The organism is Azospira oryzae (assembly GCF_004217225.1).
Classification (GTDB): Bacteria; Pseudomonadota; Gammaproteobacteria; order Burkholderiales; family Rhodocyclaceae; genus Azospira; species Azospira oryzae.
Genome location: NZ_SHKM01000001.1, coordinates 1,822,161 through 1,841,498, shown reverse-complemented (window position 1 = coordinate 1,841,498; position 19,338 = coordinate 1,822,161). Strand labels below are relative to the sequence as shown.

17 protein-coding genes and 1 tRNA gene are annotated in these 19,338 nt (G+C 63.5%); 12 read left to right on the top strand and 6 right to left on the bottom strand.

Annotated elements, in window-relative coordinates; translation table 11 throughout:
• The first annotated feature begins 6 nt into the window (after positions 1-6).
• The 4 genes from EV678_RS08430 (at position 7) to EV678_RS08415 (ending at position 3,706) form a co-directional block, all read left to right on the top strand.
• Entirely contained in the window at positions 7-579 is a 573-nt protein-coding gene (locus EV678_RS08430) for an aminodeoxychorismate/anthranilate synthase component II (RefSeq protein WP_130459162.1), read from the top strand.
• A complete protein-coding gene (gene trpD, locus EV678_RS08425) occupies positions 576-1,598 on the top strand; it encodes an anthranilate phosphoribosyltransferase (RefSeq protein ID WP_130459161.1) in 1,023 nt (340 codons plus the stop codon). Before EV678_RS08430 ends, trpD begins: the two co-directional genes overlap by 4 nt.
• Positions 1,595-2,398 carry an indole-3-glycerol phosphate synthase TrpC gene (gene trpC / locus EV678_RS08420; RefSeq protein ID WP_130459160.1) on the top strand — a complete coding sequence of 268 codons (804 nt, stop codon included), beginning with the start codon at positions 1,595-1,597 and terminating at the stop codon, positions 2,396-2,398. The genes trpD and trpC overlap by 4 nt, the downstream gene beginning before the upstream one ends.
• A gap of 222 nt (positions 2,399-2,620) precedes the next feature.
• Entirely contained in the window at positions 2,621-3,706 is a 1,086-nt protein-coding gene (locus EV678_RS08415; RefSeq protein ID WP_130459159.1) for a porin, read from the top strand.
• 147 nt (positions 3,707-3,853) lie between these two features.
• Here the strand turns inward: EV678_RS08415 and proB are convergent, their stop codons facing one another.
• The 4 genes from proB to rplU all read right to left on the bottom strand — a co-directional run bounded on the left by proB (position 3,854) and on the right by rplU (position 6,729).
• Positions 3,854-4,987 carry a glutamate 5-kinase gene (proB, locus tag EV678_RS08410; protein ID WP_130459158.1) on the bottom strand — a complete coding sequence of 378 codons (1,134 nt, stop codon included), beginning with the start codon at positions 4,985-4,987 and terminating at the stop codon, positions 3,854-3,856.
• Positions 4,984-6,075, bottom strand: a complete 1,092-nt coding sequence (cgtA, locus tag EV678_RS08405) for an Obg family GTPase CgtA (RefSeq protein ID WP_130459157.1) — start codon at positions 6,073-6,075, stop codon at positions 4,984-4,986. Before cgtA ends, proB begins: the two co-directional genes overlap by 4 nt.
• Positions 6,076-6,138: 63 nt before the next feature.
• Positions 6,139-6,399: a 50S ribosomal protein L27 gene (rpmA, locus tag EV678_RS08400; protein ID WP_014235286.1), complete on the bottom strand. Its 261-nt coding sequence runs from the start codon at positions 6,397-6,399 to the stop codon at positions 6,139-6,141.
• A gap of 18 nt (positions 6,400-6,417) precedes the next feature.
• The gene (gene rplU, locus EV678_RS08395; protein ID WP_014235285.1) at positions 6,418-6,729 is read right to left on the bottom strand and encodes a 50S ribosomal protein L21; all 312 of its coding nucleotides are present in this window, start codon (positions 6,727-6,729) and stop codon (positions 6,418-6,420) included.
• Between the two features lie 233 nt (positions 6,730-6,962).
• On the opposite strand from rplU, the gene ispB reads away from it, so the two are divergent.
• From ispB to EV678_RS08360, 7 genes are all read left to right on the top strand, one after another.
• On the top strand, positions 6,963-7,931 hold the full coding sequence (ispB, locus tag EV678_RS08390; protein ID WP_014235284.1) for an octaprenyl diphosphate synthase: 969 nt from the start codon (positions 6,963-6,965) through the stop codon (positions 7,929-7,931).
• Positions 7,932-7,959: 28 nt separating this feature from the next.
• Positions 7,960-8,036, top strand: a tRNA-Pro gene (locus EV678_RS08385).
• Positions 8,037-8,190: 154 nt separating this feature from the next.
• Positions 8,191-8,415: a PP0621 family protein gene (locus EV678_RS08380; protein ID WP_130459156.1), complete on the top strand. Its 225-nt coding sequence runs from the start codon at positions 8,191-8,193 to the stop codon at positions 8,413-8,415.
• A gap of 9 nt (positions 8,416-8,424) precedes the next feature.
• Positions 8,425-10,038 carry a two-component system sensor histidine kinase NtrB gene (locus tag EV678_RS08375; protein ID WP_014235261.1) on the top strand — a complete coding sequence of 538 codons (1,614 nt, stop codon included), beginning with the start codon at positions 8,425-8,427 and terminating at the stop codon, positions 10,036-10,038.
• Positions 10,019-11,392 (top strand): sigma-54-dependent transcriptional regulator, encoded by a 1,374-nt coding sequence (locus tag EV678_RS08370; protein ID WP_130459155.1) that lies wholly within the window; start codon positions 10,019-10,021, stop codon positions 11,390-11,392. Before EV678_RS08375 ends, EV678_RS08370 begins: the two co-directional genes overlap by 20 nt.
• Positions 11,392-11,964 carry a 1,6-anhydro-N-acetylmuramyl-L-alanine amidase AmpD gene (gene ampD, locus EV678_RS08365; protein WP_130459154.1) on the top strand — a complete coding sequence of 191 codons (573 nt, stop codon included), beginning with the start codon at positions 11,392-11,394 and terminating at the stop codon, positions 11,962-11,964. The genes EV678_RS08370 and ampD overlap by 1 nt, the downstream gene beginning before the upstream one ends.
• Before the next feature lie 471 nt (positions 11,965-12,435).
• Positions 12,436-13,296, top strand: a complete 861-nt coding sequence (locus tag EV678_RS08360) for a hypothetical protein (protein WP_130459153.1) — start codon at positions 12,436-12,438, stop codon at positions 13,294-13,296.
• A gap of 145 nt (positions 13,297-13,441) precedes the next feature.
• Here EV678_RS08360 and EV678_RS08355 read toward each other — a convergent pair whose 3' ends face one another.
• Positions 13,442-14,599 (bottom strand): pyridoxal phosphate-dependent aminotransferase, encoded by a 1,158-nt coding sequence (locus EV678_RS08355; RefSeq protein WP_130459152.1) that lies wholly within the window; start codon positions 14,597-14,599, stop codon positions 13,442-13,444.
• Between the two features lie 104 nt (positions 14,600-14,703).
• Entirely contained in the window at positions 14,704-16,563 is a 1,860-nt protein-coding gene (locus EV678_RS08350) for a phosphoenolpyruvate carboxykinase (GTP) (RefSeq protein ID WP_014235256.1), read from the bottom strand.
• Between the two features lie 445 nt (positions 16,564-17,008).
• Between EV678_RS08350 and EV678_RS08345 the strand changes: the two genes are divergently transcribed.
• Positions 17,009-19,285: an NADP-dependent malic enzyme gene (locus tag EV678_RS08345; RefSeq protein ID WP_130459151.1), complete on the top strand. Its 2,277-nt coding sequence runs from the start codon at positions 17,009-17,011 to the stop codon at positions 19,283-19,285.
• Positions 19,286-19,338 lie beyond the last annotated feature (53 nt).

The window sequence follows — 19,338 nt, the reverse complement described above, 5'->3', positions numbered from 1 at the left end:
GCTGCCATGCTGCTGATGATCGACAACTACGACAGCTTCACCTACAACATCGTCCAATACTTCGGTGAATTGGGCCAGGAGGTGCGCGTCTATCGCAACGACGCCATCACCCTGGGCGAGATCGCCCGTCTCAATCCGGACTATCTGGTGATTTCCCCGGGGCCCTGCGCGCCACAGCAGGCGGGGGTTTCCCTGGCTGCCATCCGCGAGTTTGCCGGCAAGATTCCGCTGCTGGGGGTGTGCCTGGGCCACCAGTCCATCGGCGAGGCCTTCGGCGGGCGCATCGTGCATGCCAAGAAGCTGATGCACGGCAAGACTTCGCCCGTGCATCACAACGATCAGGGCGTCTTCAAGGGGCTGCCCAATCCGGTGACCTGCACTCGTTACCACTCTCTGGCCATCGAGCGGGAAAGCCTGCCGGACTGCCTGGAGATCACCGCCTGGACCGAAGACGGCGAAATCATGGGGGTGCGGCACAAGACCCTGGCGGTGGAAGGAGTGCAGTTCCACCCCGAGTCCATCCTCACTGAACACGGCCACGACATGCTGCAGAACTTCCTCAAGGAGCACGCCAAATGAGCCCGCAAGAAGCCTTGACCCGCTGTATCGAGCACCGGGAAATCTTTCACGACGAAATGTTGGAGCTGATGCGCCAGATCATGTCCGGCGAAATGAGCCCGGTGATGATTGCCGCCATCACCACCGCCCTGCGGGTGAAAAAGGAAACCATCGGTGAGATCGCCGCCGCCGCCCAGGTGATGCGCGAGTTCGCCACCAAGGTGCCGGTCAAGGATGCTGGTGCCGTGGTGGACATCGTTGGTACCGGTGGTGACGGTGCCCACACCTTCAATGTCTCCACCACCTCCATGTTCGTCTGTGCTGCCGCCGGCGCCAAGGTGGCCAAGCACGGCGGCCGTTCTGTTTCCTCCAAGAGCGGCTCGGCGGACGTGCTGGAAGCCCTGGGCGTAAACCTCAATCTGCCGCCGGAGCGCATTGCCGAGTGCATCGATACGGTGGGCATCGGTTTCATGTTCGCCCCCAACCACCATGGCGCCATGAAACATGCGGCCCCGGTGCGGCGCGAACTGGGCGTGCGCACCATCTTCAACATCCTCGGTCCCCTGACCAATCCGGCCGGTGCCCAGCGCCAGGTGCTGGGGGTGTTCCATGCGGATCTGGTGGGCATCCTCATCCGGGTGCTGCAGCGCCTGGGTTCCCAGCGGGCCTTCACCGTCTTCGGCGTGGATGGCCTGGACGAGATTTCCAATTCCGGCCGCACCCTCATCGGTGAGTTGAAGGATGGGCGCATTCTGGAATACGAAATCCATCCGGAGGATTTCAACCTGCCGGTGCACGACCCCCGGGTGATCCGGGTGGGCAATGTGGAAGAGTCCAAGGCCATGGTGCTGGCCGCCCTGGAGGGACATCACGGTCCGGCCCGGGACATCGTTGCCCTGAATGCCGGAGCCAGCCTTTATGTGGCCGGCCTGGCCGACTCCATGGCCCAGGGGGTGGAAAAGGCGCTGGACGCCATTGCCTGCGGCGCCGCCCGGGCCAAGCTGGACGAATTCGTGCACTTTACCGGGGTTGCCGCATGAGCGACATCCTCAACAAGATTCTCGCCACCAAGCGGGAAGAGGTGGCTGCCGCCCTGCCTGCCATGCCCCTGGCCGCTGTTCGCGCCGCCGCCGAAGCCCGGGTGAAGACCGATCCGGCCCGGGATTTCGTCGGCGCCATCCGACGCAAGATTGCCGGTGGACAGTCTGCGGTGATCGCGGAAATCAAGAAGGCCAGTCCTTCCAAGGGCGTCATCCGGGAGAACTTCGATCCGGCCGCCATTGCAGCGGATTATGAAGCCCACTGTGCGGCCTGCCTGTCGGTCCTGACGGACCGGCAGTATTTCCAGGGCGCGCCCGAATACCTGCAGGCGGCCCGCGGCGCGTGCGCTTTGCCGGTGCTGCGCAAGGATTTTCTGGTGGACCCCTATCAGGTCTATGAAGCCCGGGCCATGGGGGCGGATGCCATCCTGTTGATTGTGGCGGCCCTCAGCCTGCCGCAGATGCGGGAGATGGAAGACCTGGCCATGGAGTTGGGCATGGGGGTGCTGGTCGAGTCCCACGACGGCCAGGAGCTGGAGCAGGCCTTGCAGCTGAAGACTCCGCTGATGGGTATCAACAATCGTAACCTGCGTTCCTTCGAGGTCAGTCTGCAGACCACCCTCGGCCTCCTGCCGGAGATCGGTGACGGGCGGATCGTGGTGACGGAGAGCGGCATCCTGGGTGCAGCGGACGTGGCCCTCATGCGAGCCAACCAGGTCGAAGCCTTCCTGGTCGGCGAAGCCTTTATGCGCTGCCCGTCCCCCGGGGAAGCCCTGCAACAACTCTTCGCCAAGGGCTGAAGGGCTGGCCCTTATGGCTTTGGGCGTAGGTGATGGCGTTGGCTTTTAGTGTTGTGTTGTAAAAACACAACAACTTTGAGGCGGGAATGTCGGCATCCTGCCGTTGTCGTTGCTCCCCCTAGGTGGGTTTGCCACAATCCGTCTCAACTTCTCGTAAGAGAGGTATTTAAAAGGGGTAGGCGAAGAACGCTACCTTTCCTAATTGCAAGAGGAGAAAACCTGATGCAAAAGAAATTCATCGCTCTGGCCGTTGCCGCTCTGGCTTCCGGCGCCGCTTTCGCTCAATCCAACGTGCAAGTTTACGGTGTTGCTGACTTCGGTCTGGCCGTGAACGGTTCCGCTCTGAACGGCACCACCACCGGCCAAAACACCCGTTTTGATTCCGGTATCGCTTCCGGCTCCCGTCTGGGCTTCAAGGGCACCGAAGATCTGGGCAACGGCCTGAAGGCTCTGTTCAACTTCGAAATGGGTCTGACCCTGGACGACGGCGCTTCCGCTCAAGGTCGCACCTTCGGTCGTCAGTCCTACGTTGGCCTGACCGGTGGTTTCGGTACCGTGATCGGTGGCCGTATCTACACCCCCCACTACACCCTGATGGCTCAGATCGATCCGTTCGGCCTGGGTACCGCTGGTCGCGCTAACAACCTGTTCGCTTCCTCCTCCATCGCTGCTGGTCTGTACGATCCGGTCCGCGTGAACAACACCGTTGCTTACGTGTCCCCCTCCTTCTCCGGCCTGTCCGTGACCGCTGCTTACGGCACCAACTCCCTGGACAACCAGGAGTCTGCTGCTAACACCTCCAACCAGAACCGTCTGTTCGCCATCGCTCCCACCTACACCAATGGTCCTCTGACCGTCGGTCTGAACTACCACCAGGTGAAGCTGGACGGCAACGCCCTGATCGGCGGCGCTGGCTCTGACGGCAAGCTGAGCAGCTACACCCTGGCTGGTAAGTACGACTTCGGCGTGCTGGCCCTGTCCGGTGCTTACGGCTCCAACAAGGTTGAAGCCAACGGCAACGACGCTGACAAGGTTCGCAACTGGCTGATCGGCGTGTCCGCCCCCATCGGTGCCAAGGTTGTCCTGAAGGCTTCCTACAACAACCTGAAGGACAAGCTGAACGACAACGCCGACGCCAAGCAGTTCGCTATCGGTGCTGACTACCTGCTGAGCAAGCGTACCAAGCTGTACACCGCTTTCTCCAAGATCAGCAACGACGACAACGCTGCTTACACCGTGGCTCACGCCTCCGGTGGCTCCGGCAACAACGAATCCCAGTTCAACCTGGGTATCAACCACTCCTTCTAATCGTCTTTCGACGACCTGAAGCAGTTGTTGTTAAAACGGGCACCTTCGGGTGCCCGTTTTGTTTTTGCTCATTCCAGGCGCCGCCGGGAGTGGACAATAAAAAAGGCGCCTTCCAGGGCGCCTTTTTTATTGTTGAGGTCGTGAACGCTATTTCTCGTGCAGGCAGACCATGTTGTCGCGATGGATGAGTTCCGGCTCTTCCATGTAGCCGAGGATGTCCTCGATATCGCTGGATGAGTGCTTGGCGATGAGGCGAACTTCGCTGCTGCCGTAATTGCAGAGGCCCCTGGCGATTTCCCTGCCGCTTTCATCCAGGCAGGCTACGGCGGCTCCCCGCTCGAAGTCGCCGTGAACTTCCCGCACCCCTACTGGCAGCAGACTCTTCCCTTGGCGCAGGGCTTGGGTGGCTCCCTGGTCGAGCGTCAGTTTTCCTGCCAGCTGCAAATGGTCTGCCAGCCATTGTTTGCGGGCGGTCATCGGCAAGGTGTCGGCGACCAGCAGAGTGCCGACGGATTCTCCGGTGGCAAGACGAGTGAGAGGGCTTTTTTCCCTGCCACTGGCAATGACAGTGTCGGCGCCGCTGCGGGCGGCCCGCTTGGCGGCGAGGACCTTGGTAATCATGCCGCCGGTGCCGATCTGGGTGCCGGCGCCGCCGGCCATTGCTTCCAGGGCGGGGTCGCCGGCGCGGGCTGAGGTGATCAGGGTGGCGGCCGGGTCCTTGCGCGGGTCGGCGGTGAAGAGGCCGGGCTGGTCGGTCAGGATGATGAGGCAGTCTGCCTCCACCAGGTTGGCGACCAGGGCGCCCAGGGTGTCGTTGTCGCCGAATTTGATTTCGTCAGTAACGACCGTGTCGTTCTCATTGATGATGGGGACGACACCCAGTTCGAGCAACGTGGTCAGCGTGGCCCGGGCATTCAGATAGCGCTTGCGGTCGGCCAGATCGTCGTGGGTCAACAGAATCTGGGCAGTGTGCAGGCCGTGGGCGCTAAAGGCCGATTCATAGACCTGGGCCAGGCCCATCTGGCCGACGGCGGCGGCGGCCTGGAGTTCGTGCACGGCCTTGGGGCGCTTCTGCCAGCCCAGTCGTTGCATGCCGCAGGCAATGGCGCCTGAGGAAACCAGGACCACCTGTTTGCCGTTGTGGTGGAGCTCGGCGATCTGGCGCGCCCATTCGTGAATGGCGGCTAGGTCGAGCCCGGCGCCATTGTTGGTGACAAGGGCCGAGCCGACCTTGACGACTAGGCGCCCGGCATTGGCCGTACGACTGGTGGTTGGGCTCATTCGTCTACGCTTGGTGAGGGGGGGAGGGGGCTTTCCCCGGACTCCTCCGTTGCCTCGTCCTGCTTCCTGATTTCCTCCAGGGCGGCCTGGATGGCGTAGACCACGGGGCGGCAGCCTTCGCCGCTGATGGCGGCAATGGGGAATACGGGGCCGTCGAAACCGGATCTTTCCCGGTAGGCGGACAAGAAGGCGTCCACGTGTTCCTGGCGCTCTTCCTCGGGGAGCAGGTCAAGCTTGTTGAGGATCAGCCAGCGCGGCTTGCTGGCGAGTTCGGGGCTGTACTTTTCCAGTTCGCCGACGATGGCGATGGCGTCGGCAACCGGATCGGCGTCCGGATCCATCGGGGCAATATCGACGATGTGCAGCAGCACGCGTGTGCGGGCCAGGTGCTTGAGGAAGCGGATGCCCAGGCCGGCGCCATCGGCTGCGCCTTCGATGAGGCCCGGGACGTCGGCAATGACGAAGCTCTTATTGTCATCGACCCGCACCACGCCAAGATTGGGGTGCAGGGTAGTGAAGGGATAGTCTGCAACCTTGGGTCGGGCGGCGGATACGGCGCGGATGAAGGTGCTCTTGCCCGCATTGGGCAGGCCCAGCAGGCCTACGTCGGCTAGCACTTTCAATTCGAGCTTGAGTTCTTTTTCCTCTCCCGGCTCTCCCTTGGTGCACTGACGGGGAGCGCGGTTGGTGGAGGACTTGAAGTGGATGTTGCCCAGTCCGCCCCGGCCGCCTTGGGCCAGCAGGACCTTCTTACCGTCCTTGTCCAGGTCGGCCAGTACGTCACCGGTGACGGCATCGCTAATGACCGTGCCAACCGGCATGTGCATGATGATGTCGTCGCCGCCTTTGCCGTAGCAATCGGCGCCCCGCCCGCTTTCGCCGTTCTGGGCGAGGAATTTGCGGGTGTAGCGGTAGTCGATGAGGGTGTTGATGTTGCGGTCGGCAATGACATAGATGCTGCCGCCGCGACCACCGTCGCCGCCATCCGGACCGCCCATGGGGATGTATTTTTCCCGGCGGAAGGAGGCAACGCCGTTGCCGCCCTTGCCGGCGATGACCAGGATCTTGGCTTCGTCGATGAATTTCATAGGGTATAAACAGAAAAGCCCTACCGCGAGGATAGGGCTCTCCTTGGTTCCTTAAAGCGCGGGTTAGGCGGCGGGAACGATGCTCACGGTGCGGCGGCGCTTTTCACCCTTGATGGTGAATTGCACGCGACCTTCAACGAGGGCGAACAGGGTGTGGTCCTTGCCGATGCCGACGTTTTCGCCGGGATGGAATTCGGTGCCACGCTGACGAACCAGAATGTTACCGGCTGCCACCAGTTGGCCGCCGTAGCGCTTTACGCCAAGTCGCTTCGATTCCGAGTCGCGGCCGTTGCGGGAACTACCGCCAGCTTTTTTGTGTGCCATGGTGTATTAACTCCTCGATCAGGCGGAGATGCCGTCGATGCGGATCTCGGTGTAGTTCTGACGATGGCCCTGGTGCTTCTGGTAGTGCTTCCGACGGCGCATCTTGAAAATCTTGACCTTGTCGTGGCGGCCGTGGGAAACCACGGTAGCCTGGACAGAGGCGCCCTGAACCAGCGGGGCGCCAATTTTCACAGCCTCGCCTTCGCCTACCATGAGGATCTGGTCGAGAGTGATTTGTGCGCCGATGTCTGCCGGTATCTGTTCTACTTTAAGTTTTTCGCCAGCGACGACGCGATATTGCTTGCCGCCGGTTTTTATGACCGCGTACATAGGGACTCCGATAACAAAGGGTGTAACAAAGAACCGTGCATTATACGGATTTTAGACGTCGCGTCAAAGACTTCCGTTCTTTGGTCGCCGCGTCCGCCGGCCGGGCGGCTTGACCATCCTCGGGCGCGCGCCTACCATGCAGCGGCTTGGCTGGGAGCCTGTGCTGAAGGCCTCCGCCGTTGCTTTTCCGGCTGTTGTGGCCGTCCTTTCCTTTACGCTCTCGAAACGTTCCCGTGGCTCTCGAAAAAATCAATGCTCTGATCGGCCCCGACATGAAGTCGGTGGATGCCGTCATTCGTCAGCGCCTGCATTCCGATGTGGTGCTCGTTCGTCAGGTGGCCGAGTACATCATCAGCAGCGGCGGCAAGCGCCTGCGTCCGGTGCTGGTGCTGCTGGCTGCCGGTGCCATGGGCTACAAGGGTGTCAATCACCATGAATTGGCTGCGGTGGTGGAATTCATTCATACCGCCACCCTGTTGCACGACGATGTGGTAGACGAGTCGGAACTGCGCCGGGGCCGGGAGACGGCCAATAACCTGTTCGGCAATGCCGCCAGCGTGCTGGTCGGCGATTTCCTCTATTCCCGCGCCTTCCAGATGATGGTGTCCGTGGGCAACATGCGCATCATGCAGGTGCTGGCGGATGCCACCAACATCATCGCCGAAGGCGAGGTGCTGCAGTTGATGAACTGCCACGATGCGGACGTGGATGAAGAGCGTTACCTGCAGGTGATCCGCTACAAGACGGCCAAGCTGTTCCAGGCGGCGGCCCGGCTGGGGGCAATCCTGGGGGGGGCGACGCCGGAGGTCGAGGAAGGTTTGGCGGCTTACGGCATGCATCTGGGGACCGCGTTCCAACTGGTGGACGATGTTCTGGACTATTCTGCCGACGAGGCCGAGACCGGCAAGCATCTGGGTGACGACCTGGCCGAAGGCAAGCCTACGCTGCCTCTCATTTATGTGATGCAGAACGGTTCCCCGGAGCAGGCTGCCTGTGTGCGTCGCGCCATTGAGGAAGGCGGGCGGGATGACTTCCCCGCAGTGCTGGAAGCCATTCGTGCCACCGGTGCCCTGGAGCACACCCTGAAGCAGGCCAAGCTCGAGTCGGAAGTGGCGGTGCGCGCACTGCAAGCGCTTCCGGCTTCTCAATACAAAGATTCACTGGTAGAATTGTCAGTCTTCGCTGTGACGAGAAGTTTCTGACTTTTCCCGAAAGTTGCAGTGAGCGAGTCGGGGTGTAGCTCAGCCTGGTAGAGTACTGCGTTCGGGACGCAGGAGTCGGAGGTTCGAATCCTCTCACCCCGACCAATTTTCAGAAAAGCCACTCATCCGAGTGGCTTTTTTGTTTTCCGGGTGTCGGTGGCCCTTGGAGTGCAGCTGTTCTTCGCCGGCCCCGGGCCTCGTGGCCGTGGTGGAGCCTCTGCTATGCTGTCGCTCTGATTGCTTGTGCAGCCGGAATGCCATGTCCAAGTTTCTGTTGTTCATTCTTTTTGTCGGCCTCGCCTGGTGGTGGTTCAGGGGGCGCGGCGTATCGCGTGGATTGGGCGGTGGGGCCCCCGTCAACCCGCCGGTGGAGCGGATGGTGGTGTGTCGTGGCTGTGGCGTCTATCTGCCGGAAAGCGATGCTCTGGTGGTTCGGGGGCATCCTTATTGCTGCGCCGAGCATGTTGTTCGTGACGATGGCTGAGGGCGTGCCTTGTCGTTCCTGAACGTTCCGCCTGTCGAGGTTTCCGAAGCGCACTGGAAGTCGCTGCGCTATTTCAATTTCTACCGCCTGGTTGCCGCCTTCCTCCTCTATGGGGCGGCCTATCTGCATCCGTCCAGCTTCGAGCTGGTGCCGGCCACCGATCAGTCCCTGTATACGTGGACGGCCTTCGTCTATTGCCTGGCCACTGCCTGCTCGGTGTTGTTGCTGGCCTTCTGGCGTCGTCATTTCAATCTGCAGTTGTCGGGCCAGGTGCTCCTGGATGTGGTGGCCCTGACGGTCCTGATGCATGCCAGCGGGGGGCTGCGTGGTGGCCTGGGGGCCATGCTCCTGGTCTCGCTGGCCGGGGCGGGGCTGGTCGGGCAGGGGCGGCTGGTGCTTTTCTATGCGGCCCTGGCAACCCTTTCCATGCTGTTCCAGCAGTTGCTGCTGGCCTTGAGCAGCGAATTCGACCCCTCCGCTTTTTTCCAGGTCGGCCTGCTGGGGGCGGGCTTTTTTACCTCGGCGATTTCGGCCCGTCTCCTGGCCCGTCGCGTGGTGGCCAACGAAGAGTTGGCGCGCAAGCGCGGCGAAGCGCTGGCCAACCAGGTCTGCGTCAGTCAGCGGGTGATCGAGGAAATGCAGGATGGCGTCCTGCTGGTCAGCCCTCTGGGCGAGGTGCACCTGCACAATCCCCGGGCTGAGGCGCTCCTGGGATTGACGGCGGGGGAGGCGGGCAACCTGGAGCGCTGTTCGCCGGCCCTGGAAGGGCACTTTCTCCGCTGGCGGCGGCGGGAAGGCAGCAAGGACGAGAGTGGCCTGGTCTTCCACGTCCCGCGCAACGGCAAGCAGCTGTTTGCCCGTTTTCTCGAGACCCCGAGCAGTGCCGGCGACACCCTGATTCTGCTGGAGGACATGGACCGCCTGCGCGAGGAGTCCCGCCAGATGAAGCTGGCGGCCCTGGGGCGGTTGACCGCCAATATCGCCCACGAAATCCGCAATCCCCTGTCCGCCATCAGCCATGCCGGTGAACTGCTGCGGGAAGATGCGGACCCGAAGGGCGGGGATGCCCGACTGGTGCGCATCATCCTGGACAATACCCAGCGCCTGGAGCGCATCGTGCGCGACGTGCTTGAGCTGGGACGGCGGGACCGCTGCCATCCGGAGTCCATCGACCTCAATGCTGCATTGGCGGCCTATCTGGACGAGTTGCAGTCCAAGGCGGAAGCGGCTCCCGGTGTGCTGTGTCTGGAAGGATTGGCCGGAGCCGAGCTGGAGTTTGATCGCACCCATCTGCACCAGGTGCTGTGGAATCTGCTCAGCAATGCCTTGCGGCACAGTCGGCAACAACCCGGTAGCGTGCAACTGCGCGTTGCCTACGGCAATGGCGGCATGGTGGAGCTGCATGTGGAGGATGATGGGCCCGGCATTCCCGAAGCCATCCGGGAGCAGGTGTTCGAACCGTTCTTTACCACCCATGGCAAGGGGACCGGCCTGGGGCTCCACATTGCGCGGGAACTGTGCGAAGCCAACGGGGCGCAGCTGGAGTTGTTGAGCGAGTCCAGGGCCGGTGGAGCCCATTTCAGAATAACGGGAAGGAGAGGGCATGGCTCAGGCCAAAAGTGAACGCCGCGCCAGGGGGGCGCTGGCCCGGGTGCTGGTGGTGGATGACGAAGCGGATATCCGGGAACTGGTGGACCTCACCCTGTCGCGCATGGGACTGGCGGCGGATTGCGCCGGCACCGTGGCCGAGGCTCGGGAGTTCCTTGCCCGGGAGTCTTACCAGCTGTGCCTGACCGACATGCGTTTGCCCGATGGGGAAGGGCTGGAACTGGTGCGCCTCATCGGCGAGCAGTACAGCGAGACGCCGGTGGCCGTGATCACCGCCTTTGGCAGCACCGAGAACGCGGTGGCGGCCCTCAAGGCCGGGGCCTTCGACTATCTGGCCAAGCCGGTGGCCCTGGATCAGCTGCGTACCCTGATCAAGTCGGCCATCGATCTGCCGGTGGCATCCGCGGCCGAGGGAGCGCAGCGCAGCGAGGCTCTGCAGCTGCTCGGCGATTCCCGGGCCATGAGCACGGTGCGGGAGATCATCGCCAAGCTGGCCCGCAGCCAGGCGCCGGTTTACATCTCCGGCGAATCCGGCTGCGGCAAGGAACTGGCGGCCCGCCTCATCCACGAGCAGAGCAACCGCAGCCAGGCGCCTTTCGTTCCGGTGAACTGCGGGGCCATCCCCGAGAACCTCATGGAAAGCGAGTTCTTCGGTTATCGCAAGGGCGCCTTCACCGGTGCCGAGCAGGATCGGGAAGGATTCTTCCAGGCAGCGGGAGGCGGCACCCTGTTTCTCGACGAGGTAGCCGACCTGCCCCTGTCCATGCAGGTCAAGCTGCTGCGGGCCATCCAGGAAAAGCGGGTGCGCAAGGTGGGCGCCACCGTGGAGGAGGCGGTGGATGTGCGCCTCATCTGTGCCACCCACCAGGACCTGAAGGCCTGCGTCGAGGCCGGCACCTTCCGCCAGGATTTGTACTACCGTCTCAACGTCATCGAGTTGCGCATGCCGCCGCTGCGGGAGCGGGCCGAGGACATTCCCCAGCTGGCTCGTGCCTGTCTCGACCGTCTGGCCCATCAGGCGTCGGCGTTGCCGCTGACGCCCGCGGCCGAAACGGCGCTGTGTCGCTACACCTTCCCCGGCAACGTCCGCGAACTGGAGAATATTCTCGAGCGGGCCACGGCGCTATGCAGTGGCAGCGAGATCGACGAAGGCGACCTGCAGCTTTCCCCTGCCGATGACGGTCATCCCGATGCCGGTTCCGAAGGGCGCGGCGGCGAGTCTCTCGATACCTATCTGGACCGTCTGGAACGCCAGGCGATTCAGGAGGCGGTGGTTCAGACCCAGGGCAATCGCACGGCGGCGGCGCGCCTGCTCGGCATCACCTTCCGATCCCTGCGCTATCGCATGGCCCGTCTGGGGATCGAGTGATGACGGAACGCTTCGATGCCGAGGGCTGGCTGGCCGGCGCAGTGCGGCGCGAGTCGCCCAATCAGGACGAGCGGCCCGAGGGAGAGCGGCCGAGCCTGGTCGTCATCCACGCCATCAGCCTGCCGCCCGACGACTTCGGCGGCCCCTGGATTTTCGATCTGTTCGACAACACCCTGGACCCGGCGGCCCATCCCTACTTCGCTGCCATTCACCATCTGCGTGTCTCTTCCCACTTCCTGATTCGTCGCGATGGCGAGCTGGTGCAGTTCGTTTCCTGCGACAAGCGTGCATGGCATGCAGGTGTCTCCGAGTGGCTGGGGCGGGAGCGCTGCAACGATTTTTCCATCGGCATCGAGCTCGAAGGATGCGATGCCATGCCCTTCGCGCCGGCCCAGTACGATGCCCTGAAAGCCTTGCTGCAAGCCATTCTCCAGCACTACCCCATCAGTGCGGTGGCCGGGCATTGCCACATCGCCCCCCAGCGCAAGACCGATCCCGGCCCCCATTTCGACTGGCAGCAATTGCGTTGCGAGTTCGCAACCGTGCGCTTTCCAGCCATGCAAAAGAGTTAAAAAACACTTGCATAGGAAATACCCCATTACTAGAATTAGGCCCAAATCACAATGGGCACACTAAATCTAGTGGTCACTTACGCAAGCACGCCAAAACAGCTGCAAAGCAAATCCCGGAGCGCCAAGACTGGCGCGGGACTCGGCTTCTTCACCCCTCCGCGACCGTGAATCGCCAAGAGCCGAGAATGACGCCCCGCCCTTTCCATCCCATCGCGTTTGTCCCCGGTTCTTTCCGTTGCCGTCGACCTGCGGCAACGTCCAGCCTCCTCCCCGAATTTTTCTGCCGACGCCTGCTGGCGTCGTTGCGTATTGCCGCTCACGCGTCTTCAGTTCGTTCGCGTGTTGCCGCTCCGTATTCAACCGGCGCTTCCTCCGGAAGGTCGATGAATGGTCCGTGCTTTTCCCGGGCGGATCTCGTTTTGTCCGTTGTGTCTTAAAGCCAATTTTCGATCCTGGAGAAGGAGGTTATTTATGGCAACCGCAAAGAAGACGAAGACCGAGGCCGCCAAGGACAAGAAGTCCCCGGCGAAGGCTGCTGCTAAACCCGCTGTGAAGAAGGCTGCTCCGGCCAAGGCTGCTGCCAAGCCCGCCGCGAAGAAGGCTGCTCCCGCTAAGGCCGCTGCCAAGCCCGCTGCGAAGAAGGCTGCTCCGGCCAAGGCCGCTGCCAAGCCCGCCGCGAAGAAGGCTGCTCCCGCCAAGGCCGCTGCCAAGCCCGCTGCGAAGAAGGCTGCTCCCGCCAAGGCTGCTGCCAAGCCCGCCGCGAAGAAGGCTGCTCCCGCTAAGGCTGCTGCCAAGCCCGCCGCGAAGAAGGCTGCTCCGGCCAAGGCTGCTGCCAAGCCCGCCGCGAAGAAGGCTGCTCCGGCCAAGGCTGCTGCCAAGCCCGCCGCGAAGAAGGCTGCTCCCGCTAAGGCCGCTGCCAAGCCCGCCGCGAAGAAGGCTGCTCCGGCCAAGGCTGCTGCCAAGCCCGCTGTGAAGAAGGCTGCTCCCGCTAAGGCCGCTGCCAAGCCCGCCGCGAAGAAGGCTGCTCCCGCTAAGGCTGCCGCCAAGCCCGCTGCGAAGAAGGCTGCTCCCGCTAAGGCCGCTGCCAAGCCCGCTGCGAAGAAGGCTGCTCCCGCTAAGGCTGCCGCCAAGCCCGCTGCAAAGAAGGCTGCTCCGGCCAAACCCGCTGCGGCTCCCGCCAAGGTGGAAGAGAAGAAGCCCGAAGTCGCTGCCGCTCCGGCCGCTGCTCCGGCGCCTGCTCCGACCCCCTCCACCGCTGCCACTCCGGGTCTGAAGTCCGCCCTGAACCCGGCTGCCGCCTGGCCTTTTCCGACCGGCTCCCGCCCGAAATAAGCGGCGGAACAGGCACAACGGACAACAACCCCCTACCTAGGGGGTTGTTGTCCGTTTTCTTTTGGGGAATCCGCCGGGCAAGTCAGCAGGCGGATTGGGATGCATGGTGCTGGAGGCTGCGAGTGGGGCCCGGTGCTGGCGGGTGTCAGGCGAGTAGCTGGCGAATCCGTTCCACGCCTTCGGCCAGGCGTGCTTGTGCGTTGGTGTAGGCGAAGCGGACGTGGCTGCTGGCGCCGTGGTTGCCGAAGTCGATGCCGGGAGTGATGGCGACGCCGGCCTCTTCCAATAGGCGGCGGGCAAAGCCGAAGCTGTCGTCGGTCAGGGCGCTGCAGTCGGCGTAGAGATAGAAGGCGCCTTCGGGCTGGGCGGTGATGCGAAAGCCGATGGCTTCCAGGGCCGGTGCCAGATAGTCCCGACGGGCCTTGAATTCGGTGCGGCGCTGTTCCAGCAGGGCGATGGTCTCCGGCTGGAAGGCGGCCAGGGCGGCGTGCTGGGCCGGTGTGGAAGCCGAAATGAAGAGGTTCTGGGCCAGCTTTTCCACGTCCCGCACGAAGGGTTCGGGAATGACCAGCCAGCCCAGGCGCCAGCCGGTCATCTGGAAATACTTGGAGAAACTCTGGACGACGAAGATGTCGTCGCCGGCCGCCAGGGCCGTGGGGGCGTCGCCGTTGTAGGTGAGGCCGTGGTAGATCTCGTCGATGATCAACTGCCCCTGGCGCTGGCGCACGAAGTCGGCGATGTCGGCCAGTTCGGCGGCGTCGAGCATGGTGCCGGTGGGATTGGCCGGTGAGGCGAAGAGGGCGCCGGCGGTGCGTTCGTTCCAGTGCTGTTCCAGGTCCAGGCGGGTCGGCTGGAAATTGCTGGCGGCGCCGACCGGGATGCTGACCGGAACGCCTTCGAAGGCGCGTACGAAATGGCGGTTGCAGGGATAGCCCGGGTCCGTCAGCAGCCACTCGCTGCCGGGGGCGGCGAGGCAGGCCAGGGCCAGGGTGAGGGCGCCGGAGGCGCCGGCGGTGATGGCGATGCGGCTGGCCGGCACGGCGATGCCGTAGCGCTGCCGATAGAAGCCGGAGATGGCTTCCCGCAACTCGGGCAGGCCCAGGGCCGGGGTGTAGAAGACGCGACCGTCCTGCAGGAATTCCCGGGCGGCGGCGAGGATGGGTTCCGGAGTGGGGAAGTCCGGTTCGCCCACTTCCATATGGATGATGTCCCGCCCCTGGGCTTCCAGCTCCCGGGCCCGGCCCAGCAGTTCCATGACGTGGAAGGGAGCGATGTCGGCGAGGCGGGGGGCGGAGACGGGCATGGCGGTTTTCCGTGGGGCGGTGGGTGTAGAGGGGGCTGGTGGTTGCGGGCAAAAAGAAAGGCCGCCCTGGGGCGGCCTTTCAATCTTAGCGCAGGCGCTGGTGCTTAGGCGACGTCCTTGAACAGGCCCAGTTCGAACAGTTCGCGCTTCAGGGTCAGTTCCTTGGGCAGCTTTTCGCCCAGCTTGTCGAACCATTCCTTGTGCAGTTCCAGTTCCTTCTGCCAAGCATCGGCGTCCACGGTGGTGAGGGCGTCGAAGTCGGCCTTGTCGACGTCGGTGCCGGTCCAGTCGATGTCCTCGAAGCGGGGCATCCAGCCCAGCTTGGTTTCCTTGGCGGCGATGGTGCCCTTGCAGCGTTCCACGATCCACTTCAGCACGCGCATGTTGTCGCCGAAGCCGGGCCACATGAACTTGCCTTCTTCGTCCACGCGGAACCAGTTCACGCAGAAGATCTTCGGGGTGGCTTCCACGGTGTGGCCCATCTTCAGCCAGTGGTTGAAGTAGTCACCCATGTGGTAGCCGCAGAAGGGCAGCATGGCGAAGGGGTCGCGACGCACCACGCCCTGGGCGCCAAAGGCGGCAGCGGTGGTTTCGGAGCCCAGGGTGGCAGCCATGTACACACCGAAGTTCCAGTTGAAGGCCTGGTAAACCAGGGGCACGGTGGTGGCGCGGCGGCCGCCGAAGATGAAGGCGGAGATGGGCACGCCAGCGGGATCTTCCCAGGCCGGATCGATGGAGGGGCACTGGGCGGCCGGAGCGGTGAAGCGGGAGTTGGCGTGGGCAGCCTTGCGACCGGCCTTGCCGTCTTCCGGGGTCCAGTCCTTGCCCTGCCAGTCGATCAGGTGAGCCGGGGCTTCCTTGGTCAGGCCTTCCCACCACACGTCGCCGTCATCGGTCAGGGCCACGTTGGTGAAGATGATGTTTTCCTTGAGGGTGGCCAGGGCGTTGAAGTTGGTCTTCTCGCTGGTGCCGGGGGCCACGCCGAAGAAGCCAGCTTCCGGGTTGATGGCGTAGAAGCGGGTGACGCCGTCCTTGTCCACGCGGGGCTTGATCCAGGCGATGTCGTCGCCGATGGTGGTGATCTTCCAGCCGTTGAAGGATTTGGGCGGGATCAGCATGGCGAAGTTGGTCTTGCCGCAGGCGGAGGGGAAGGCGGCTGCCACGTAGGTCTTTTCGCCTTCGGGGGATTCCACGCCCAGGATCAGCATGTGCTCGGCCAGCCAGCCCTGGTCGCGGGCCATGGTGGAGGCGATGCGCAGGGCGAAGCACTTCTTGCCGAGCAGGGCGTTGCCGCCGTAGCCGGAGCCGTAGGACCAGATTTCACGGGTCTCGGGGTAGTGCACGATGTACTTGACGGTGGGGTTGCAGGGCCACTTGGAATCCTGCTGGCCCGGCTCCAGGGGGGCGCCCACGGAGTGCACGCAAGGCACGAACTCGCCATCGGTGCCCAGCAGTTCGCTGACGGCCTTGCCCATGCGGGTCATGGTGCGCATGTTCACAACCACGTAGGCCGAGTCGGTGATCTCGATGCCGATATGGGCGATGGGGGAACCCAGGGGGCCCATGGAGAAGGGGATGACGTACATGGTGCGGCCCTTCATACAGCCCTTGAACAGGCCGTTGAGGGTCTCGCGCATCTTGGCGGGCTCTTCCCAGTTGTTGGTGGGGCCGGCGTCTTCCTTCTTCTCGGAGCAGATGTAGGTGCGGTCTTCGACGCGGGCCACGTCGGAAGGATCGGAGAAGGCCAGGTAGGAATTGGGGCGCTTGGCTTCGTTGAGCTTGATCAGGGTGCCGGCGGCGACCATTTCGGCGCACAGGCGGTCGTATTCCTCCTGGGAACCGTCTGCCCAATAAACACGGTCAGGCTGGGTGAGGGCGGCGATTTCTGCCACCCATTTCTTGAGGCCCTCGTGTTTGACGTAATCGGGAGCGTTGATCGGGGCGACGGTGTTGGAAGTACTCATGGTCTCCAGGTCTCCAGGAAGAGGTAAAAAATCCGAAAAATGAAACTAAAGAGAAATCAGGACCGCCAAAACGAAAACGCCCGACCTCGGTGAGGGCGGGCGAGCTTTTCGCGGAGCGCGTTGTCCTGGTTTTCCTGAGTGCGGCTCTTCTTGGGGAGCGACCGTTTGCTCACTGTGGGGCACGCGCACAGACACACGGCGCGGAGGGCGTCGCTGTCGGAGATCGCAGGAGAGGAACTGGCCTGCCTGCGGAGGTTTGCCGTGAAAAGCATGCTCGGCTTGGTTGTGGCGCGGTGAGCCCTTGACTACAGTGAATGAATCGGCGGGATTCAGGAAAGCGCGGGATTATGCCACAGGATCAGTCCAATAGAAACTCGACTATGGGGGATTACCCTGATATATTCTTTCATATCGTGAAACGACTTTTTGCATAGTGGATAGAACCATGGACAACAAGCAGCTGCGCGAAGCCGCCCTCTACTACCATCGCCATCCCAAGCCGGGGAAGATCTCGGTCCAGCCCACCAAACAGCTGACCAACCAGTACGACCTTTCCATGGCCTACTCCCCCGGGGTGGCCGCCGCCTGCGAAGAGATCGTCGCCAATCCGGCCGAAGTCTCCACCGTCACCGCCCGGGCCAACCTGGTGGGCGTCATCACCAACGGCACCGCCGTGCTGGGCCTGGGCAACATCGGCCCCCTGGCCGCCAAGCCGGTGATGGAAGGCAAGGGCGTGCTGTTCAAGAAATTCGCCAACATCGACGTCTTCGACCTGGAAATCGAGCAGCGCGACCCGGACATGCTGATCGAGACCATCGCCTCCCTGGAACCCACCTTCGGCGGCATCAACCTGGAAGACATCAAGGCCCCCGAGTGCTTCTATATTGAGAAGAAGCTGCGGGAACGGATGAAGATTCCCGTCTTCCACGACGACCAGCACGGCACCGCCATCGTAGTCGGCGCCGCCATCCTCAACGGCCTCACCTATCTGGGCAAGGACCTGAAGCAGATCAAGCTGGTCACCTCCGGTGCCGGCGCTGCCGCCCTGGCCTGTCTCGACCTGCTGGTGATGCTCGGCGTGCCGGTGGAGAACATCTGGGTCACCGACATCAAGGGCGTGGTCTATGAAGGCCGGGTCGAGGAGATGGACGAGATCAAGGCCCGCTATGCCAAGAAAACCGATGCCCGCACCCTGGGCGAGGTCATCGAGGGCGCCGACGTGTTCCTCGGCCTCTCCGCCGGCGGCGTGCTGAAGCAGGACATGGTGGCCAAGATGGCCAAGAATCCCCTGATCCTGGCCCTGGCCAACCCGACCCCGGAAATCCTGCCGGACCTGGTGAAGGAGGTGCGGGACGACGCCATCATCGCCACCGGCCGTTCCGACTATCCCAACCAGGTGAACAACGTCCTCTGCTTCCCCTTCATCTTCCGCGGCGCCCTGGATGTGGGCGCCACCACCATTACGGAAGAGATGAAGCTGGCGGCGGTGAAGGCCATCGCCGAACTGGCCCGGGCCGAGCAGAGCGAGATCGTTGCCGCCGCCTACGGCGAGAAGGTCTCCGGCTTCGGCCCCGAGTACCTGATTCCCAAGCCCTTCGATCCCCGCCTCATCGTCAAGATCGCCCCGGCCGTGGCCCGAGCCGCCATGGATTCGGGCGTCGCCACCCGGCCCATCACCGACTGGCCCGCCTACCTGCAGAGCCTCAACGAGTTCGTGTACCACTCCGGCCTCATCATGAAGCCGGTGTTCGCCCAGGCCAAGGCGGCGCCCAAGCGCATCATCTACGCCGAAGGCGAGGACGAGCGGGTGCTGCGGGCCGTGCAGGTGGTGGTGGAAGAGCGCATCGCCCGGCCCATCCTCATCGGCCGCCCGGTGGTGATCAATGCCAAGGTGGAAGCCGCCGGCCTGCGCATCCGCGAGAGCCTGGACTTCGACATCCTGGACCCGGACAACAACCCCCGCTACGACGAGTTCTGGCAGGAATACCACCGCCTGATGGAGCGCCGCGGCGTCTCCCTCGACTACGCCAAGCGCGAAGTGCGCCGCCGCCACACCCTGTGCGGCTCCCTGGCGGTGCGCCTGGGCATGGCCGATGGCCTCATCTGCGGCACCTTCGGCCGGCACCAGTTGCACCGCTTCTATGTGAAGCACGTCATCGGCACCAACGACCGCTCCAGCAGCTACTACACCCTCAACCTGCTGATGCTGCCGGGCCGCACCGTGTTCATCGGCGATACCTATGTGAACTACGACCCCAGCGCCGAGCAGCTGGCCGAGATGACCCTGCTGGCAGCGGACGAAATCCGCCGCTTCGGCATCACGCCCAAGGTGGCCCTGCTCTCCCATTCCACCTTCGGCACCGAGGACACTCCCACCTCCCTGAAGATGCGCAAGGTGCTGGAGCTGCTGGCCGAGCAGGCGCCGGAACTGGAGGCCGAAGGCGAAATGCACGGCGATGCCGCCCTGGACGAGCAGATCCGCCTGCAGGGTTTCCCCAACTCCCGCCTCAAGGGCCAGGCCAACCTGCTGGTGATGCCCACCCTGGATGCCGCCAATATCTCCTTCAACCTGTTGAAGACGGCTGCCGGCGACAACCTCACCGTGGGTCCCATCCTCATCGGCACCGCCCGGCCGGTGCATATCCTGACCCCCACCGCCACGGTGCGCCGCATTGTTAACATGACGGCCCTGACGGTGGTGGATGCGGGCACCGAGCGCTGATCCGGGCTTTGGCCCCGGCTGCCGGCCCCAAACGCCCCGACGCTCCGGCGCCG

What these genes read in the sequence shown, in the direction of transcription:
- EV678_RS08430 (WP_130459162.1), top strand. Translation starts at nt 7, where the DNA reads ATGCTGCTGATGATCGACAACTACGACAGCTTCACCTACAACATCGTC.
- trpD (WP_130459161.1), top strand. Translation starts at nt 576, where the DNA reads ATGAGCCCGCAAGAAGCCTTGACCCGCTGTATCGAGCACCGGGAAATC.
- trpC (WP_130459160.1), top strand. Translation starts at nt 1,595, where the DNA reads ATGAGCGACATCCTCAACAAGATTCTCGCCACCAAGCGGGAAGAGGTG.
- EV678_RS08415 (WP_130459159.1), top strand. Translation starts at nt 2,621, where the DNA reads ATGCAAAAGAAATTCATCGCTCTGGCCGTTGCCGCTCTGGCTTCCGGC.
- proB (WP_130459158.1), bottom strand. Translation starts at nt 4,987, where the DNA reads ATGAGCCCAACCACCAGTCGTACGGCCAATGCCGGGCGCCTAGTCGTC.
- cgtA (WP_130459157.1), bottom strand. Translation starts at nt 6,075, where the DNA reads ATGAAATTCATCGACGAAGCCAAGATCCTGGTCATCGCCGGCAAGGGC.
- rpmA (WP_014235286.1), bottom strand. Translation starts at nt 6,399, where the DNA reads ATGGCACACAAAAAAGCTGGCGGTAGTTCCCGCAACGGCCGCGACTCG.
- rplU (WP_014235285.1), bottom strand. Translation starts at nt 6,729, where the DNA reads ATGTACGCGGTCATAAAAACCGGCGGCAAGCAATATCGCGTCGTCGCT.
- EV678_RS08380 (WP_130459156.1), top strand. Translation starts at nt 8,191, where the DNA reads ATGTCCAAGTTTCTGTTGTTCATTCTTTTTGTCGGCCTCGCCTGGTGG.
- EV678_RS08370 (WP_130459155.1), top strand. Translation starts at nt 10,019, where the DNA reads ATGGCTCAGGCCAAAAGTGAACGCCGCGCCAGGGGGGCGCTGGCCCGG.
- ampD (WP_130459154.1), top strand. Translation starts at nt 11,392, where the DNA reads ATGACGGAACGCTTCGATGCCGAGGGCTGGCTGGCCGGCGCAGTGCGG.
- EV678_RS08360 (WP_130459153.1), top strand. Translation starts at nt 12,436, where the DNA reads ATGGCAACCGCAAAGAAGACGAAGACCGAGGCCGCCAAGGACAAGAAG.
- EV678_RS08355 (WP_130459152.1), bottom strand. Translation starts at nt 14,599, where the DNA reads ATGCCCGTCTCCGCCCCCCGCCTCGCCGACATCGCTCCCTTCCACGTC.
- EV678_RS08350 (WP_014235256.1), bottom strand. Translation starts at nt 16,563, where the DNA reads ATGAGTACTTCCAACACCGTCGCCCCGATCAACGCTCCCGATTACGTC.
- EV678_RS08345 (WP_130459151.1), top strand. Translation starts at nt 17,009, where the DNA reads ATGGACAACAAGCAGCTGCGCGAAGCCGCCCTCTACTACCATCGCCAT.